Origin of the sequence: Streptomyces sp. NBC_01176 (assembly GCF_045039825.1) — a bacterium.
GTDB lineage: Bacteria > Actinomycetota > Actinomycetes > Streptomycetales > Streptomycetaceae > Streptomyces.
In genome coordinates this window covers 6,904,758-6,919,386 of record NZ_CP108600.1, presented here as the reverse complement: position 1 = coordinate 6,919,386, position 14,629 = coordinate 6,904,758, and the positions used below count along the sequence as shown (strand labels likewise).

General features: G+C 72.6%; 13 protein-coding genes and 1 riboswitch. Of the genes, 4 read left to right on the top strand and 9 right to left on the bottom strand.

Annotated features, from left to right (window positions below; genetic code table 11):
* Window positions 1-194 precede the first annotated feature (194 nt).
* The gene (locus OG199_RS29910) at window positions 195-1,337 is read right to left on the bottom strand and encodes a glycosyltransferase family 4 protein (protein WP_405832076.1); all 1,143 of its coding nucleotides are present in this window, start codon (window positions 1,335-1,337) and stop codon (window positions 195-197) included.
* Between the two features lie 151 nt (window positions 1,338-1,488).
* On the opposite strand from OG199_RS29910, the gene OG199_RS29905 reads away from it, so the two are divergent.
* Entirely contained in the window at window positions 1,489-2,721 is a 1,233-nt protein-coding gene (locus OG199_RS29905) for a glycosyltransferase family 87 protein (RefSeq protein WP_405832074.1), read from the top strand.
* Here OG199_RS29905 and OG199_RS29900 read toward each other — a convergent pair.
* On the bottom strand, window positions 2,682-4,001 hold the full coding sequence (locus OG199_RS29900; RefSeq protein ID WP_405832072.1) for an MATE family efflux transporter: 1,320 nt from the start codon (window positions 3,999-4,001) through the stop codon (window positions 2,682-2,684). The two genes, OG199_RS29905 and OG199_RS29900, sit on opposite strands and share 40 nt — an antisense overlap.
* Window positions 4,002-4,095: 94 nt before the next feature.
* Here OG199_RS29900 and OG199_RS29895 point away from each other — a divergent pair, with 94 nt between their 5' ends.
* Complete coding sequence (locus OG199_RS29895) at window positions 4,096-4,620, top strand: PadR family transcriptional regulator (RefSeq protein ID WP_405832071.1); 525 nt, start codon at window positions 4,096-4,098, stop codon at window positions 4,618-4,620.
* 89 nt (window positions 4,621-4,709) lie between these two features.
* On the opposite strand, the gene OG199_RS29890 is transcribed toward OG199_RS29895, so the two are convergent.
* From OG199_RS29890 to OG199_RS29870, 5 genes are all read right to left on the bottom strand, one after another.
* Entirely contained in the window at window positions 4,710-5,906 is a 1,197-nt protein-coding gene (locus OG199_RS29890) for a hypothetical protein (RefSeq protein WP_405832070.1), read from the bottom strand.
* 32 nt (window positions 5,907-5,938) lie between these two features.
* Window positions 5,939-6,970 carry an NlpC/P60 family protein gene (locus tag OG199_RS29885; RefSeq protein WP_356808842.1) on the bottom strand — a complete coding sequence of 344 codons (1,032 nt, stop codon included), beginning with the start codon at window positions 6,968-6,970 and terminating at the stop codon, window positions 5,939-5,941.
* Window positions 6,971-7,193: 223 nt separating this feature from the next.
* Complete coding sequence (locus OG199_RS29880) at window positions 7,194-8,234, bottom strand: NlpC/P60 family protein (RefSeq protein WP_401798717.1); 1,041 nt, start codon at window positions 8,232-8,234, stop codon at window positions 7,194-7,196.
* Window positions 8,235-8,677: 443 nt separating this feature from the next.
* On the bottom strand, window positions 8,678-10,027 hold the full coding sequence (locus tag OG199_RS29875) for an NYN domain-containing protein (protein WP_356807154.1): 1,350 nt from the start codon (window positions 10,025-10,027) through the stop codon (window positions 8,678-8,680).
* 34 nt (window positions 10,028-10,061) lie between these two features.
* Window positions 10,062-10,301 carry a hypothetical protein gene (locus tag OG199_RS29870; protein ID WP_266698631.1) on the bottom strand — a complete coding sequence of 80 codons (240 nt, stop codon included), beginning with the start codon at window positions 10,299-10,301 and terminating at the stop codon, window positions 10,062-10,064.
* A 130-nt stretch (window positions 10,302-10,431) separates the two neighbouring features.
* Between OG199_RS29870 and OG199_RS29865 the strand changes: the two genes are divergently transcribed.
* Both OG199_RS29865 and OG199_RS29860 read left to right on the top strand, forming a co-directional pair.
* Entirely contained in the window at window positions 10,432-11,163 is a 732-nt protein-coding gene (locus tag OG199_RS29865) for a rhomboid family intramembrane serine protease (protein WP_356807156.1), read from the top strand.
* Window positions 11,160-11,441 (top strand): Lrp/AsnC family transcriptional regulator, encoded by a 282-nt coding sequence (locus OG199_RS29860; protein ID WP_148013620.1) that lies wholly within the window; start codon window positions 11,160-11,162, stop codon window positions 11,439-11,441. Before OG199_RS29865 ends, OG199_RS29860 begins: the two co-directional genes overlap by 4 nt.
* Before the next feature lie 180 nt (window positions 11,442-11,621).
* On the opposite strand, the gene OG199_RS29855 is transcribed toward OG199_RS29860, so the two are convergent.
* Together OG199_RS29855 and trpD are read right to left on the bottom strand one after the other, a co-directional pair.
* Window positions 11,622-12,983 (bottom strand): aminotransferase class V-fold PLP-dependent enzyme, encoded by a 1,362-nt coding sequence (locus OG199_RS29855; RefSeq protein WP_405832067.1) that lies wholly within the window; start codon window positions 12,981-12,983, stop codon window positions 11,622-11,624.
* Window positions 12,984-13,167: 184 nt separating this feature from the next.
* Window positions 13,168-13,284, bottom strand: a riboswitch (SAM riboswitch).
* A 261-nt stretch (window positions 13,285-13,545) separates the two neighbouring features.
* Window positions 13,546-14,610 (bottom strand): anthranilate phosphoribosyltransferase, encoded by a 1,065-nt coding sequence (gene trpD / locus OG199_RS29850; RefSeq protein WP_356807160.1) that lies wholly within the window; start codon window positions 14,608-14,610, stop codon window positions 13,546-13,548.
* Between the last annotated feature and the right edge of the window lie 19 nt (window positions 14,611-14,629).

The following is a 14,629-nucleotide window of genomic DNA, read 5'->3' as shown; positions in this document are numbered from 1 at the left end:
CGTGGGGGGCTTGCGCGGTTCTCCGCGCCCCTGAGGGGGGGGGGTGGGGGCCGCTGTGTGCGGGAATGTGCGGGAGCGCTGTGGCTGAGCGCGCCGTTCCCCGCGCCCCTGGGGAGTTGGTGGGGGCGGCCGTGAAGGCGTGCGGGTCCGTGGGGGGCTTGCGCGGTTCTCCGCGCCCATGGGACGGGGGTGGGCTACAGGAGGGTTTTGAGTTTTTCTGCCAGGAGGTCCCAGCGCCATTTCTCCTCGACCCACTCGCGGCCCCGTTCGCCCATGCGCCGGCGGAGTTCCGGGTCGGCGAGGAGGGTGATGATGCGGTCGGCCGAGTCGTCCGGGGAACCGCCGCGCACGACCCAGCCCGTCTCGCCGTCGAGGACCGCGTCGGGCGCGCCGCCCGAGTCGCCGGCGACGACCGGCAGGCCGGTCGCGGACGCCTCCAGGTAGACGATGCCGAGGCCCTCGACGTCGAGGCCGCCCCGGCGGGTGCGGCAGGGCATCGCGAAGACGTCCCCGGCGCCGTAGTGGGCCGGCAGCTCCGTCCAGGGCACCGCTCCGGTGAAGCGGACGGCGTCGGCGACACCGGTCTCCCGCGCGAGCCCGCGCAGCTCCTTCTCGTACGGTCCGCCTCCGACGATCAGCAGCACCGCGTCCGGCTCCGCGGCGAGGATGCGCGGCATGGCGAGGATGAGCGTGTCCTGCCCCTTGCGCGGGACCAGGCGGGAGACGCAGACCACCACCGGGCGATCCGTGAGCCCGAGCCGGGCACGGACCTCGGCGCCGCCCGAACCGGGGTGGAAGGTCTTCTCGTCGACGCCGGGCGGCAGCTGGACCATGCGCCCGGCCGCGTCCGGGCTCAGCGCGGCGGCGATCCGTGAGCGCGTGTACTCCCCCAGATACGTGATCGTGTCCGTGGAATCGCCGATCCGCCGCAACAGACCGCGCGCGGCGGGCAGTTGAGCCCAGCCGGCCTCGTGACCGTGCGTGGTGGCCACCAGCCGCCCGGCGCCCGCCCGGCGCAGCGCGGGCGCCATCAGGCCGAGCGGGGCCGCCGCCCCGAACCACACCGACGTACAACCGTGTTCGCGCAGCAGCCCGACGGCGCGGCGGGTGACGCCCGGCGTCGGCAGCAGCATCGTCGTGCGGTCGCGCACGACGGTGAAGGGCTGCTCGGCGTCGAAGGCCGCCGTCGCCTCGGCACCCTCCCGGCCGCGCTTCCAGGTGGAGGCGTAGACGACGATCCGCTCGGGGTCCAGCCGCAGCGCCATGTTGTGCAGGAACGCCTGGATGCCGCCGGGGCGGGGCGGGAAGTCGTTGGTCACGATCAGGGTCTTGTGCATCGCGCCCGACAGTACCGAAACCCCCGCGCCCGTACGCGTCCGGTACACACCCCCGCGCACGGCCCCGCTTCTTGGCTCTCGCACAGTGCGGCGCGCCATCATGTTTCCGCGCGGAACCGCGCGGGATCGGACGGACGAGGGCCAGGTGGGCATGACGGGCGCAAGGGGCGCGAGGTTCCCGTACGGACTGCTCGGGGCCTGGGGCCTGACCAGGCTGGTGCTGCTGCTCTTCGTGCTGAGGGTGTTCGTGCTGCCCGGCCCGGACGTCAGCGGCGACGTCTCGGTGATCTACCGGGGCTGGTACGAGATCCTGCGCACCGGCACCTTCCCGCTCGACGACGTGACCTGGCAGTACCCGCCGGCCGCGTCGCTCGCGATCCTCTCCCCCGGGCTGCTGCCCTTCCTGGACTACCCGTCCGCCTTCTTCGTGCTGGCCCTCCTCGCCGACCTGGTGGTGTTCGCGCTGCTGCGGTACGCCGGTGTGCGCCCGGGCAGGACGCTCCGCGGCGCCTGGGTGTGGGTGGCCGGCCTCCCGCTGCTCGGACCGACCGTCTACGCCCGCTACGACGTGATGGTGACGGCCGTGGCGGTCGCGGCCCTGCTCGCGGGGGTCCGTCACCCGCGTGTGATGGGGGCTCTCGCGGGCTTCGGGGCGCTGCTGAAGGTGTGGCCGGTCCTGCTGCTCGCCGGAGCCGTGAAGCGCCGTGCGTGGACCGCGGCGGCGGTGACCGGAGGCGGGATCGCACTGCTGTTCTGGGCGGCGATGCCGGGCGCCTTCTCCTTCCTCGCCTCCCAGCGGGGCCGCGGCACCGAGGTCGAGTCGCTGGGCTCCCTGGTCTTCCACGTGGCCCGGCACTTCGGCTGGAGCGGTCAGGTGCTGCTCAACTACGGCTCGGTGGAGTTCCTGGGCCCGTACGTCGACGTGGTGAGCGCGGCGGCCCTCACGCTCACCGCGGCCGCCCTGGGCTGGCTGCTGCTGTGGCGGCTGCGCAGCGGGCGTCTGCGGTCGCACACCCTCGCCGACGCCGCGTTCGTGGCGGTCCTGATGTTCACCGCCACCAGCCGGGTCATCAGCCCGCAGTACATGGTGTGGCTGGTCGGGATCGGCGCCGTCTGTCTGTGTTTCCGGGGCAGCCGGATGACGCCGCCGGTGGCGATGGTGCTGGGCGCGTGCGGTGCCACGGTGCTGGAGTTCCCGGTCTGGTTCTCGCACGTGGTGATCAGCGACTGGCTGGGCGTCACCCTGCTCTTCGCCCGCAACGGGCTGCTGGTGGCCGCCGCGCTGCTGGCCGCCCGTGAACTCTGGTGGGGCACGGTGACGCACCCGGCCCCGACCCTGCCCGCTCAGGCCGCCCGCACCAGGGAGACCCTGAGCCCCTCCTGACGGCGGGCGCGGGCCAGCAGCAGCCCCGCGGCCACGCACTGGACCGCCATGGACAGCGCCAGCGCCAGACAGATCCCGGGCAGCCCGAGCCCCGACAGCGCGGACGCGAGCGGCAGCTGGACCGCGGTGCCCAGCAGGGTCACCCGGAGCAGCAGCGGCGCTCCCCCGCTGCCCTCGAAGACCCCGCCGAGCGCGATGAAGCAGGCCATCAGCAGCAGGTACGGTCCCACGCAGCGCAGGAACAGCGCGCCCTGGTGGGCGACTTCCGGTCCGGCGCCGAAGGCCCGCATGATCCAGGGCGCGAGCGCCGCCAGCAGACCCGCGGCCACCAGCCCCGCCGTCGCGGAGACCGTGACGGCCTGCCGGCCGATGGCACCCCGCTCGTCCCCGCCGGTGCCCCGGATGTGCGCGGTGTGGATCGAGGCGGCCTGCCGCACCGAGTAGAACGCCATGGTCGCGACGTACATGACCTTGTACGCGAGGGAGTACGCGGCCACGGCCGTCACCCCGAGCCGCGCCACGATCGCGACCAGGACCAGCGTGCCGCCCTGCCGCACGGTGAAGTCGGCGGACATCGGCAGCCCGGTCCGCAGGGTCCGGCGCAGCGCGGCGGCGGTGGCCTCCGAGGGCGCGGCGGCGGCGGCCTCACGCAGCAGCGCGTTCCCGCGCAGGGCGCGCAGTCCCACCGCGAGGGCCGCGCAGCGGCACAGCACGGTGGAGGCGGCGGCGCCGCGCACGCCGTACACGTGGATGAGCAGCGGGTCGAGACCGAGGATCAGCCCGTTGGCCAGCAGGGCGAGGCGCATCGGGGTGCGGGTGTCGCCGGCGCCCTTCAGGATTCCGTCGACGAGGTTCTGCGCGAAGAAGACGGCGATGCCCGGCAGGGAGATCGCGAAGTAGCCGGCGGCCAGGGCCGGGGCGTGTCCGGCTCCGCCCAGCACCAGCCGGGCCAGCGGCTCACGCAGCAGATACCCGCCGACGGCGACCACCGGGGTGACCACCGCGCACAGGGCGCCTCCCCCGCGTACGGCGGCGCGGACCGCGCCCGGTTCCCCGGCCCCTCGGGCGTGGGCGACCAGGACGGTCGTACCGGAGGCGAAGACCAGGGCGACGCCGAGCAGCACGTTCTCGGCGGTGGTCGCGACGGCGACGGCGGCCACGGCGGGGCCGCCGAGCCGGGACACCCAGACGGTGTTGATGATCCCGGCGGCGACGGAGGCGAGCAGCGAGAAGTAGACGGGGCGGGCGAGCGAGATGAGCTGCTTCCGGTGGGTGTTCATCCAGGACCCCCTCTTATCGAGATACATCGTTTCGAGGTATCTCGATAAGAGGTACCATGGGTGCTCGGACGATCGCAAGAAGGGGCCGAACCGGATGCTGGAGCTGTCGATCCTGGGCTTCCTCGCCGAAGAACCGCTGCACGGCTACGAACTGAAGGAGCGCATCAAGGCGCTCAGCGGCCACGTGCGCCCCGTGAGCGACGGTGCGCTGTACCCGGCCATCACGCGCCTGGTGACGGCCGGCAAGATCGACCAGCACACGGAGCCGGGCACCGGCGCGGCCCCGCGCCGCACCCTCTCCCTCACCGAGAAGGGCCGTGCGGACCTGCTGGAGCGACTGCGCCACCCCAAGCAGGCCGAGATCACCGACCACGTGCGCTTCAACACGCTGCTGGCGTTCCTGCGCCATCTCCCGGACCCCCGGGAGCAGACCGCGGTCCTGCGGCGCCGGCAGGCGTTCCTGGAGACGCCCGCGAGCTTCTTCTACAGCGAGGGCAGACCCGTGCGCGCTGAGGAGACCGGCGACCTGTTCCGCGAGGGGATGCTGCGGGTGGCCCGGGCGACAGGCGAGGCGGAACGAGCATGGCTGGCGGAGGCGATCGCCCGCCTGGAGGGCTGAACGGGTCCGGGGGACGGCCGGTTCCGCAGGAGGGGCGGTTCAGGAGACGTCCGATCCGGACGGCGGCCCGTACCGGACGGGGACCCGGCTCAGCCGAGTTGGGCCCGCAGATAGGTCCGCCACTGCTCGGTGAACTTCTCCGGCGTCGTGTGCAGCACGCCCCGCAGCGCGTCCTCCACGGCCCCCGCCCGCTTCCCGTGGTCGCCCACCGCCCGGTAGAACTCGTTCAGCCGCACCTCGCCCCAGCGGTCGGCGATCAGCCGGCAGGCCGTCCAGCCGCCCTCGTACGCCCGCGCCAGCCGCGCCGCGTCCCCGGTGAAGCCGAAGTCCCCGTCGGCCGGCAGCGCGGCCGGCAGGTGGCCGTCGAGCACCGCCCGCTGCAGCTCCGGCGCGACCTGTGCCGTCGTACGCCCGCTGCCGCGGTAACCGACCCAGTCCGCGTACCCCTCGGACAGCCACAGGGGCGTGGCGGCGGTCGTGTGGGCCCGGGTGGCGACGTGCGTCGTCTCGTGGGTCAGCACGACCTGCTTGCCGAGGTCGCCGAGCACCCCGTACGCCTCGGGGTTGACGATGATCCGGTCCGCGGGCGCCTTCGCCGGGCCGCCCGCCTCGCCGGTGGTGACCGCGGCGATCCCCCGGTAGCCGGACGCCGACGCGCCGAGCAGCCCCGCCATGCCCTCCAGCGACTTCGGTACGAGGACGACGACGTGCCCCGCCCAGTCCGTTCCCCAGGCCTCGGACACGGCGGGCACCGCGCGGTCCGCGAGAGCCGCGTAGGCCCGCAGCCGCTCACCGGACTGCCCGACCCCCAGGACGAGGCTGTGCGCGCCCCGTACGGCCGTCACCGCGCCCTGCTCCCACAGTTGCCGGCCGGCCTTCTTCGCGGGCGCGTCGGAGGCGACCCGCCACCGCCCGCCGTCGTGGACCAGGCGCAGGGTGCGGGCCACCGTGACGGGAGCCCCGTCGTATCCCTCGACGCGATAGCGCAGCTCCGCGTCGGCGGTGGCCCGGTCCCCGGAACGGCGCAGATCGGTCAGGTGGTACGACCAGGCGGCCAGCGGGACGGCGCGCAGCCACCGGAACTCGGTGACCGATCCGGTCGGTTCCTCGGTGGCGCGGTACGCCGCCTCGTCCCGGTCGAGGACCGCGGACGCCCGCCGGTCGAGGACCTGCTGCACCTCGGCGGCCGCGGTGTCCGGCGCCGGATGTCCGCCGCAGCCCGCCAGCACGCCGAGCAGCAGCACCAGGGAACACCCCGCCCGCGACGCACGCCTTCGACCTGCCACGTTCCCGATCGTACGGCGGTCCGGCGGCGCGGTCAGACCCGCGTCACGGACGAGATCGGCATCATGCCCACCGGGTCGTAGCGCACCGCGGCCCCGGGATAGGGCGCGTGGATCACCTGCCCGTTGCCCGCGTACATCGCCACATGACTCGCGTCCGACCGGTAGGTGACCAGGTCGCCGGGGAGCGCCTGGGAGAGCGGCACCTGGCGTCCGGCGTACCGCTGCTCCTGCGAGGTGCGCGGCAGACCGACCCCGGCCCGCGCGTACGACCACTGCATGAGGCCCGAACAGTCGAAGCCGCTGGGCCCGTTGGCGCCCCACACGTACGGGCGGCCGAGCGCGGAGCGGGCCGCGGCGAGGGCCGCGGCGGCACGGCCCGAGGAGGGCACGGCGCTGCCGAGGTCGGGGATGCCGGGGCGTCCGGAGCGCGAGGCCCGGTCGTAGGCGTCGCGCAGGGCGTCGGGCAGCGAGTTGAGCAGCCGCCGCGCCTCGGTGAGTTTCTGCTCCACGGTCCGCTTGTGGTGGGCGACGGCCCTGCTGCTCCGCTCCAGCTCGGCGAGTTTCCCGGTCGCCTCCTTCCGCTCCTGGGCGAGATCGCGCATGGCGAGCTGGAGGTCCTTGAGTTCCTCCGCCTGGTGAGCGGTGATCCGGTCCAGCACGGCGGCCTTGTCGAGGTATTCGGCCGGGTTGTCGGAGAAGAGCAGCGCGAGGGAGGGGTCGAGGCCACCCGCGCGGTACTGGGCCACGGCGAGCGAACCGAGCGCGTCCCGCATCGTGTTGATGCGCTCCTGCTGCCGGGCGATCCGGTCCTGCGCCGTGCGCACCTCCTTGCGCAGCGAACCGGCGCGTTCGCCCGCCTTGTTGAACGCCTCGGTGGCCTTCTCCGCCTGCGTGTAGAGGCGGTCCACCTCGGCCCGGCTGTCGTCCTGCGGTGCCGCTGCGGCCGGTACGGCACCGAGGGCTGCGGCGGCCACGGACATCACGGTGACGGTGATGCCGGCGATGCCCGCGGCGCTGGCGCCCCGGTCGGACCCGGACGGTGCACGGCGGCGATGGGACCCCACGGTAGCCGCTCTCCCTTCCGCTGACGGTCCCCCGGAATCGGGGGAAACGCGGCAGACAGTAGCCGTGCGACTACGCAGCGACCAAAGACCTCCGGGGGCGCACATGGCTGCGCCCCGCCGGAGACGCAGGTCACCGACGGGGCGTGGGGTCAGCGGGAGTTACCGCGATTCGCCCGTTTGGGCGGCATACCGAGGAGATCCCCGGAGCGGTTCGGAGGCCGGATCAGACCCGGACGCCGAACTGGAACGCTCCACCGATGGTGCTCATCGACTCGTAGCGCACGACGGTGCCGGTGCGCGGGGCGTGCAGCACCTGGCCGTTGCCCGCGTAGAGCCCGACGTGGTGCAGGTCGCCGAAGAAGAAGACCAGGTCACCGACCTGCAGATCGCTCTGCGAGTAGATGCGGGTGCCTATGGTGGCCTGCGACTCGGAGGTGCGGGGGATGGAGACACCGGCCTGGGCGTAGGACCAGGAGGTGAAGCCGGAGCAGTCGAAGGAGCCGGGGCCGGTGGCGCCGTAGACGTACGGGGTGCCGATCTTGCTCTGTCCGGCGGCGAACGCGGCACCGGCGCGCCCGGAGGCGGCCTTGCCGGGGTTGCCGAGGACCGTGCGCTCGCTGGCACGGGTGGCACGCGACTGCTCCTCGTCGAGAGCCGCCTTCTCCTTGGCCGTCAGGGAGTTGAGGAGCTTCTGCGCGGAGGCGAGCTTGCCCTGGACTTCCTGCTTCTTCTTCTTGAGCTCGGCGCGGGTGTCGGAGAGGTCCTTGAGCTTCTCGGACGCTTCCTGGCGCTGCTGGGCGAGCTCGCGCTGCTTCTCCTGGACCTTCTTCAGCGCCTCGACCTGCTGACTGCTCAGCTGGTCCATCGCGGACGCCTTGTCCAGGTAGTCGTCCGGGTTCGAGGAGAGGAACAGCGCCACGGAGGGGTCGATGCCGCCGGTGCGGTACTGGGCGCTGGCCATCGAACCGAGGCCGGCGCGCAGCTCGTTGAGGTCGTCCTGGCCGCGGGCGACGTTGTCCTGCAGGGTGCTGATCTGCTTCTCCAGCTTGTCCTGCTTCTCCTTGGCCCCGTCGAGCTTCTCGGTGGCCTTCTCCGCCTGCTCGTAGAGGGCGTCGACCTTCGCCTTGACCTCGTCCTTGCTCGGCTTCTCGCTGGGCGCGGCGTTGGCGGCGTTGGCACTGAGGGCCACGGCGGCCGCCGCTGCGGTGGTGAGCACGGTCACACGGGTGCGGCTCGGCTGCTTGGGTCGACGGTGGGACGCCACGAAGGCGAGCTCCTTCTTCCTCCAGCCGCCTGCCGAAACGCCGACGGGCGGTGCCCCTCCGCCGTCACTCCCAATGAGTGATCACCCGAGCGGAGGTTCGAGCCAGACCCTAGTGACCTTCCTGTGATCAGTTCAAATCCAAACCTGAAAAATCTCGGCTACCGAGCGCATTCTTTGCACTCAACTCACCTGCAGTGATGCGCGATTGACGCTACGTTGCGTGAAGGCCTCGCCAAACGGGTCATCGCGCCCGGACGTTACACATGGGACGTACGGGCGCTTTGAGGCGTAGGCCACAGATCGCCGACCCGGCGAAAACCACTTGCCGAACCCGGAAAAGACGCTCGCCCGACTCCGCGGAAAGCACTCGCCGGACCCTGCGGAAAGACGCTCGCCCGACCCCGCGGAAAGAAGCTCGCCCCACCCTGCGGAGAGGCGCTCGGCTAACCCCGCGAAAAGCGCTTCAGGAGCACCGCGGAGGCCACCGGCCGGGCGCCCGCCTTGGCGATCCCGTCGGCCACCTCACGGTCGGTGGAGACCACGATGACCGGCCGCCCCGGCGGCTCGGCGCGCACCAGCTGGCGGATCAACTCGTCCGCGGTGACGCCGGCTTTGGAGAACAGCACCCGTACCCCGCGCGGCGGCGCGAGCAGCACCGGCGCGGCCAGCTCCGCCCCGTCGAAGACACAGGTGACCTCGGCGCCGGTCTGCGCGGCGAGCTGGGAGAGCTGCCCCAGCAGCCGCAGCCGCTGTTTCTCCAGCGGCATCTGCGGATAGCCGGTCTTGGTGACGTTGTAGCCGTCGACCACCAGGTGCGCCTGCGGCAGCGCGAGCAGCTGGTCGAGGATCGCGGGATCGTTCTCGGACAGCGCGCGAGCGGCGATGTCCTTGGGGGTCATCCGTCCCGGTTCGACCGCGTCCACGGTCTCGGCGGGCCGTACGGACACCGGCGGCAGCGCGAGTTCGCGGCGCAGCCCCTGCGCCGCGTCCAGCACGGTGTCCAGCAGCAGCCGGACGCGCATGTCCTCGACGCTGCGCCCCTCGCGGGCCGCCTTACGGGTGGCCTCCAGGGCCGCCTCGGCCTCGGAGAGCCGTGTCTTGAGCCGCCGGCTCTCGCTCTCCGCGGCGGACACCTGGGCCTGCCCCTCGGCCCGCCCGGTGTCCATCTCGCCCTGCAGCTTGCGCAGCGCGGCCTCGCCCCGTTTGACGTCGCTGAGGGCACCGCGCAGCTTGCGGTGCAGCGACTCCGACTCCTTCTTCGCCGACTCCAGCTCGGCGCGCAGCCGTTCGGTCTCGGTCCGGGTGTGCGCACGCGCCTCGGCGAGCTCCTCACGCAGCCGCTCCAGCTCCGCGCGGCTCTCCTCGTCGGCACGCTCGGCGTCCGCCCGCAGGGCCTCCTCGCCCGCGGCGGTCACCAGCTTCACCCAGCCCGTGGGGCGCAGCACGTAGGCCGCGGCCGCCACGTCCAGCGGGTCCGCGGCCGGGGGCGGCGCACCGGAGTCGAGGGCGCCGACGAGCTCCGGCTGCGCCTCTCTGAGCTTCTCGGCGATACGCTGCCGGAAGAGCGGGTCGGTCTCCAGTGCGGCGGCCATCGCGTTGCCGGCGAACTTCGCCCGCCGGTTCGGGGCGAACCGCGCGTACTGCCGTAGCTGAACCGGCAGTTCGGCGATGGTCAGACCGCCGAACCCGTCGGAGACGATCTGTACGACACGGCGGCGCACGCCGTCGGGCAGCGGACGGTCGAGCACCTCGGCGGCGCCGTCGTCCGGCTCCCCGCCTGTGGTCTCCGCCATCCGTCACTCCATCGTCCGTGCGGGGCCCGCTCCCTCAGGAGCCGGCGCCCGGCCTGTCCACCAGTTCCACCTGATCCACCGCGTTGCACCAGCGACAGCGCACCGACTCGATGGTCTCACTGACCACCTCGCGCTCCTCCACGCTCGGCTCACCGCCCAGGTCGAGGTGCACGTACTCGACGACCTTGGACGAGCGGGTCACGTCGAAGCGCGTCAGATTGCCGCACAGGGTGCAGCGCCAGCGAGTCTCGGCGGTCGGAAGGGGAACCGTCATGTGGCAGTCGCTTTCCTTCTGGTGTCCGTGTGGCTCGTAACCCTACGGCCTGGCGGGTACTCGACGCTCGGCCGTCCGGAGCGGCGAGGCACTCTGCGTGCATCGGTCCGGTTACGTCATGCTCTGCAACATGATCGGCAACTGGAGTACGAGGGTCGGCAGGACGGTGCGGGCCCAGTCCGCGCCCGTGGCGTACGGGCTGATCGTCCTGTGCTGCGTGATCTTCGTGATCGGCCCGGCGTCGGGGTTCAATCCGACGTACGGCACCGGGGACGAACTGCTCGTCGCGCAGCGGGCCTATTTCCGGCGCTGGGGCGTGGTGCCCGCCGACCTGCTCAGCGGGACTCCGGGCGCTCTGCTGACCCCCGCGACGGCCCTGTTCATCCACGGCAGCTGGCTCCACCTCCTGGGCAACATGCTCTTCTTCTACGTCTTCGGGGCCATGACCGAGGAACGCATGGGCCACTTCGAGTTCGCCCTCTTCTACGTCGGCTGCGGCTATCTCGCGCTGGTCGGTTACGCGATCGCCAACTCCACCTCCGAACAGACCCTGGTCGGTGCCTCGGGAGCGATCTCCGCGGTCCTCGGAGCGTTCCTCTACCTTTTCCCCAAGGCCAGGGTGACCAGTCTCTTCCCGTTCCTCTTCTTCCTGCCGCTGCGCTTCCCCGCCTGGATCGTGCTGCCGTTCTGGGCGGCGCTGCAGTGGCTGGCGGCGGGCCGCAGCCCCTCGGGCCCCGGGGTCGCCTATCTGGCGCACCTGGTGGGCTTCTCGCTGGGCTTCCTCTACGCGTGGGTGCGCTTCCGGCGGCCGACTAGAGTGAAAGTCCCAGCAGCGGCCCCCGAGGGAGAAAACCAGCCGTGATCACCGCGATCGTGCTCATCAAGACCAGCGTGGACCGGATCCCCGAGATCGCCGAGTCGATCGCCGCGCTGGACAGTGTCAGCGAGGTCTTCTCCGTCACCGGTACGTACGACCTGATCGCCATGGTCAGGGTCAAGGCCCACGACGACCTGGCCGACGTCATCCCCGGCAGCATCAGCAAGATCCCGGGGGTCGAGGGCACCGACACGCACGTCGCGTTCCGCACGTACTCGCAGCACGACCTGGAGGCGGCGTTCGCGATCGGCCTGGACTCCTGACCCACACCTCCTGCCCCACCGCGCGACCCGAGGGCCGCCAGGTGAGGGCGGCCGGCCGAGGGTCGCCACCCGAGGGGGCCCGGCCCGCCGCAGGGCCGGCCGCGCCGCTCGGTACCTCGCCCCGTCCCGGCCCGCGACGCCGCTCCTCGTCGCGTCGCGGAACCTCCGCGGCCGCCGGAGTCAGACCGCGGGCACGCAGCGACCGCCCTCGGTCCGGTAGCGCCACTGCGCACCGTCCCGCACGAGCTCCTTCACGGCGCGCACGAAGCGCTCCACGTGCTCGTCCGGGGTGCCCGCCCCGAAGCTGACGCGGATCGCGTTGAGGGACTTCTCGCCGGGCGCCGCCTCGGGGGCCCCGCACTCGCCCTGGGTCTGCGGGTCGCTGCCGAGCAGCGTGCGCAGCAGCGGGTGCGCGCAGAAGAGACCGTCGCGCACCCCGATGCCGTACTCGGCGGAGAGCGCCGCCGCGAAGTGCGAGCTGTTCCAGCCCTCGACGACGAACGAGATGACGCCGACCCGGGGCGCGTCCTCGCCGAACAGGGACAGCACGCGCACGGCGGGCACCTCGGCGAGACCCTCCCGGACCGTGCGGATCAGGTGCCGCTCGCGGGCGACGATCCGGTCGAAGCCCTCCTCGGTGAGCGCCTTGCAGGCGGAGGCGATGGAGTAGGCGCCGATGACGTTGGGGGACCCGGCCTCGTGCCGTGCCGCGCTCTCGTGCCACTCGACGTCGACGCCGCCGTCCGCGCGCCGGGCGACCTTGCGGCTGGCGCCGCCCCCGGCGAGGTAGGGCTCGGCCACCCGCAGCCAGTCGGAGCGGCCGGCGAGGACACCGGAGCCGAAGGGCGCGTACAGCTTGTGCCCGGAGAAGGCGACCCAGTCGACGTCGAGGTCACGGACCGACACGGGGTGGTGCGGGGCGAGCTGGGCGGCGTCCAGGACGATGCGGGCGCCGTGGGCGTGCGCCGCCGCGGCGAGCTCGCGCACCGGCCACAGCTCGCCGGTGACGTTGGAGGCGCCGGTGACGCAGACGAGGGCCGGTCCGTGGGGGTCGCGGTCGGCGAGGGCGCGTTCCAAGGCCGCGACGGCCTGCCGCGGGGTGCGGGGCGCGTCGAGGTACGTGACCCGCGCGTCCTGCCAGGGCAGCAGCGAGGCGTGGTGCTCGGTCTCGAAGACGAAGACCTGGCAGTCGGCCGGAAGGGTGGCGGCGAGCAGGTTGAGCGAGTCGGTCGTCGACCGGGTGAAGACGACCTGGTCGTCCTCGCGGCAGTCGAGGAACTCCGCGACGGTCCTGCGGGCGTTCTCGAAGAGGTCGGTGGACAGCTGGGAGAGGTAGCCGGCTCCGCGGTGCACGCTGCCGTAGTACGGGGCGTACGCGGCGACGTCGTCCCAGACGCGCTGGAGGGCCGGGGCGCTGGCGGCGTAGTCGAGGGCGGCGTAGGTGACCTCGCCGCCGGTGACGAGCGGGACGGTCACATCACGGCCCAGAACGGGCAACGGGGCACAAACGGTCTGGTCGGCGGCAGCGGTGGAGACAGACATGGCGCACTCCTGTGAGAGGCAGGCGGAAGCACCGCGCGAGCGGGGGCGTACGGAGGTACGCGCGCGCGGCTCGGCGCAGGTGAGGGTGAAAAGAGGTGTGCGGAGGCGGGGCTCTACGCCCTAGCGCATTCGCTTGCTCACAGAAGGCTCCCTCGAACGACCAGGACCCCTGGGATTCTCGAGGGGTCCGCGCTTGCCGTAGACCTCGCTGCCTACGGCCTGGTCTTCACCCGGGGCACCCCGCCACGGACGGAGGGTTGCCGGACAGCCGGCCGGGGCCTGATGGCTGTCGCTCATGACCTGATACCGCATCCTGCCACACGATCTTCCGGACGCAACCCCGGCGTCCATATGGCGGAACGACCTCGCCCTCGAAGTCCGTGACGCCCTCGACACTCTCAGGAGCGCGGGGAACTGCGCGACCAGCCCCCACCCGCCCGCACCCGGAAAACCACCACGAACGGGGTCCGGGGTGAAGCCCCGCGGACGGAACACACGGAGACGACGCGGGCGGGCGGGGCCCAGCCGAAAGGCCGCGCCCCCGCCGGCCCCCGCCCAGGAGTCAGGCGTTGGTGGCCGTCACCCAGCGGTCGAGTGCGGCGTGCGCCGCGCCGGAGTCGATGGCCCGAGCCGTCTTCACCATCGCGGCACGGAGCTGGTCCACCAGGGACGCGTCCGTCGGGGACAACGCCACCAGCGCCGCCGCCGCGTTCAGGACCACGGCGTCCCGTACGGGCCCCGTCTCGCCGTCCAGGACACGGCGGGCGACCTCCGCGTTGTAGGCGGCGTCGGCACCCCGCAGGGCCTCCACGGGCACCAGGTCGAGCCCGACGTCCCGCGGATCGAACCGCTCCTCGGTCACCTTGCCGTCCCGCACGACCCAGACCTTCGACGTCGCCGTGGTGGTCAGCTCGTCCAGCCCGTCGTCACCGCGGAAGACCAGAGAGGAGTTGCCGCGCTCGGCGAAGACGCCGGCCATGATCGGCGCCATCCGGGCGTCGGCGACACCGACCGCCTGTGCCCTCACCCGTGCCGGATTGGTCAGCGGACCGAGGAAGTTGAAGACCGTCCGGATCCCCAGCTGTCCGCGCGCCGCCGCCACATGACGCAGCGCCGGATGGAACTTCACCGCGAAGCAGAAGGTGATCCCGGCCTCCTCGGCCACCTCGGCCACCCGCTTCGGCGTCAGCTCCAGATTGACGCCGAGCTTTCCCAGCACGTCCGAGGCACCGGACGCCGAGGACGCGGCCCGGTTGCCGTGCTTGACGACCTTCGCGCCGGTACCGGCCACCACGATCGACGACATCGTGGAGATGTTCACCGTCTTCGCGCCGTCACCGCCCGTGCCGACGATGTCGACGGTCTCCCCCGGCACCTCGATCACCTTGGCGTGCTCGTACATCGTGCGGACCAGGCCGGTGATCTCCTCGACCGTCTCGCCCTTGGCCCGCAGCGCCACCACGAAGCCGGCGATCTGGGCGTCCGTCGCCTCGCCGCTCATGATCCGGTCCATCGCCCAGGCCGTGTCGTCCGCGCTCTGGTCCCGGCCGTCGAGCAGGCCGTTCAGCACCGCGGGCCAGGAACGGCCCGCCGCGATGTCGCCTCCAGCGGGGGTCACAGCACTCATCTGCCGCTCCTGGGTTCGT

Excerpts from the sequence above, each read along its gene's own strand:
- OG199_RS29910 (WP_405832076.1), bottom strand. The coding sequence starts at position 1,337 with ATGCACAAGACCCTGATCGTGACCAACGACTTCCCGCCCCGCCCCGGC.
- OG199_RS29905 (WP_405832074.1), top strand. The coding sequence starts at position 1,489 with ATGACGGGCGCAAGGGGCGCGAGGTTCCCGTACGGACTGCTCGGGGCC.
- OG199_RS29900 (WP_405832072.1), bottom strand. The coding sequence starts at position 4,001 with ATGAACACCCACCGGAAGCAGCTCATCTCGCTCGCCCGCCCCGTCTAC.
- OG199_RS29895 (WP_405832071.1), top strand. The coding sequence starts at position 4,096 with ATGCTGGAGCTGTCGATCCTGGGCTTCCTCGCCGAAGAACCGCTGCAC.
- OG199_RS29875 (WP_356807154.1), bottom strand. The coding sequence starts at position 10,027 with ATGGCGGAGACCACAGGCGGGGAGCCGGACGACGGCGCCGCCGAGGTG.
- OG199_RS29870 (WP_266698631.1), bottom strand. The coding sequence starts at position 10,301 with ATGACGGTTCCCCTTCCGACCGCCGAGACTCGCTGGCGCTGCACCCTG.
- OG199_RS29865 (WP_356807156.1), top strand. The coding sequence starts at position 10,432 with ATGATCGGCAACTGGAGTACGAGGGTCGGCAGGACGGTGCGGGCCCAG.
- OG199_RS29855 (WP_405832067.1), bottom strand. The coding sequence starts at position 12,983 with ATGTCTGTCTCCACCGCTGCCGCCGACCAGACCGTTTGTGCCCCGTTG.
- trpD (WP_356807160.1), bottom strand. The coding sequence starts at position 14,610 with ATGAGTGCTGTGACCCCCGCTGGAGGCGACATCGCGGCGGGCCGTTCC.